The organism is bacterium (genome assembly GCA_030654305.1).
Classification (GTDB): Bacteria; Krumholzibacteriota; Krumholzibacteriia; order LZORAL124-64-63; family LZORAL124-64-63; genus PNOJ01.
Genome location: JAURXS010000049.1, coordinates 1 through 1856, shown reverse-complemented (window position 1 = coordinate 1856; position 1856 = coordinate 1). Strand labels below are relative to the sequence as shown.

Here is a 1856-nt window from a genome sequence, read left to right as displayed (position 1 = left end):
TCGGCCGCGACGGCCGCGTCATCGCCCGCTTCGGCCCCCGCACCGCTCCCGACGCCCCCGAGCTCCGCGCCGCCATCGACGCCGCTCTTCGACTCTGATCCGCAGATCCTGACGTGACAGGGGACGCTCGTCGGGCACATCCTGTGCCCGACTTGCTTGGCCTTCCGGCCCTTCCGCCATCCTGGCTCCAGGGCCTGCAGGACACCCCTGTCACCACAGGATGTGTGGATCCGAGTCGCAACACTGCATGGGTAGGGACAATGGGGCAGCCAGAACTATTGAGAAGACAGGGCCGCGTCGATAGCAGCGCGGAGCTCTGGGTCATCGGGAGCGGTGCGGGGGCCGAAGCGGGCGATGACGCGGCCGTCGCGGCCGATCAGGTACTTGGTGAAGTTCCAGGTCGGCTCCTCGAGGCCGCCCGCGGTCAGGAAGCGGTAGAGGTCGCACTTGGCGTCGCCCTTGACCGCCACCTTCTCGAAGAGCGGGAAGGTCACCTGGTACTTCGCGTCGCAGAAGGCGCGGATCTCCGCGGGGGTGCCCGGCTCCTGGCCCATGAAGTCGTTGCTCGGGAAGCCGAGCACGGCGAAGCCAGCCCCGCCCAACTCGCGATGCAGCTTCTCGAGGCCCTCGTACTGGGGGGTGAGGCCGCACTTGCTGGCCGTGTTGACCACCAGCACCACCTTCCCCTTGTAGACGTCCAGGGAGGCGGGTTCGCCCGCCAGGGTGCGGGTCTTCAGGTCGTAGAACGAGCCCCCGTCGACGGCGGCCCCGGCCTGCTGGACGCCGGCCGCCGTGGCGGACCTCAGGAGCAGCACGGTGGCCAGGCCGACGGCGGCCGCCAGGGCGAGCAGGACGAGCAGCAGCGCTTTCAAGAGCGGGACCTCCGGGGACTTCGGGACCGTCTGCGAGACACACAGGATACCCGGCGAAGCCGGAACCTGCCACGCCGCCGCCCTAGAGGGCGGGCCCGACCTCCAGCACCTCCCAGTGCCGGCGCTCGCTCTCCTCGCCGTACTCCACCTGGTCGCCGGGCCGGGCGCCCATGAAGGCCATCGCCAGCGGCGCGCGGTAGGACAGGATGCCCGACTCGGGCAGGGAGTCCCACACGCCCAGGAAGCTGTAGGTCTCCTCGGCGCCGGTCAGCAGGTCGCGCACGCGCACGCGGGTGCCGACGTTCACGAAGGCCGAGCGCACCATCTCGTCGGTGATGATCTTGGCGCGGGCCAGCTCGTTCTCCAGGCGCGTGGCGCGGCTGGTGATCTGGTCGCGCTTCTCCAGGGCCGCGGTGTACTCCGCGTTCTCGCTCAGGTCGCCGTGGCTCGCGGCCTCGCCGATCTGGCGGGCGACGGCCGGCAGGTCGACCTGGACCAGCTCGTCCAGCGCCGCCTGGCGGTGCTGCAGGCCGGACATCGTCGTGTAGTAGACGTCCTCCTCCCAGGGCCGCGACATCTCGGCGAAGACCTCGGGGTGGGCGGTGCGCAGCCAGCCGAGCAGGCTGGTGCGGGTGCTGGCGCGGATGCCGCCGTTGCGTTCGATGCGCTCCTTCAGCGCGCGCGCCTCCTCGGGGCCGGTTTCCGACAGGTAGATCCGGATCGGCTCGCCGTCGTGCAGCTCGAGCCCCTCCTGACCCTGCTCCAGCACGCGGCGCAGGCGCTTGTCGTCCGACAGCGCGGTCATGCGGCCGGTCGCGTCCATCAGGTCCAGCAGGGCGTTCATCAAGCGGCCCACGCCCAGGTCCGTCATGGCGGCCAGCGCCTGGCCGGTCTTGGTCTCGGCAAACCTGGTGCGCCACAGCCAGCCCAGCACCTCCGGCGACGCGGTCGGGTGGGACATCACGTCCTCGAGGGCCGCGACCA

The 1856-nt window shown here is 70.9% G+C and carries 3 protein-coding genes; 1 reads left to right on the top strand and 2 read right to left on the bottom strand.

The features are described 5' to 3' along the window. On the top strand, positions 1-98 hold a 98-nt coding region (locus tag Q7W29_01165), incomplete at its 5' end, for a glutathione peroxidase (protein MDO9170426.1). A 177-nt stretch (positions 99-275) separates the two neighbouring features. Here the strand turns inward: Q7W29_01165 and Q7W29_01160 are convergent. After that, positions 276-737, bottom strand: a complete 462-nt coding sequence (locus Q7W29_01160) for a glutathione peroxidase (protein ID MDO9170425.1) — start codon at positions 735-737, stop codon at positions 276-278. A gap of 217 nt (positions 738-954) precedes the next feature. Beyond that, positions 955-1856, bottom strand: a 902-nt coding sequence (locus tag Q7W29_01155) for a GreA/GreB family elongation factor (GenBank protein MDO9170424.1), incomplete at its 5' end; no start/stop codon positions are given.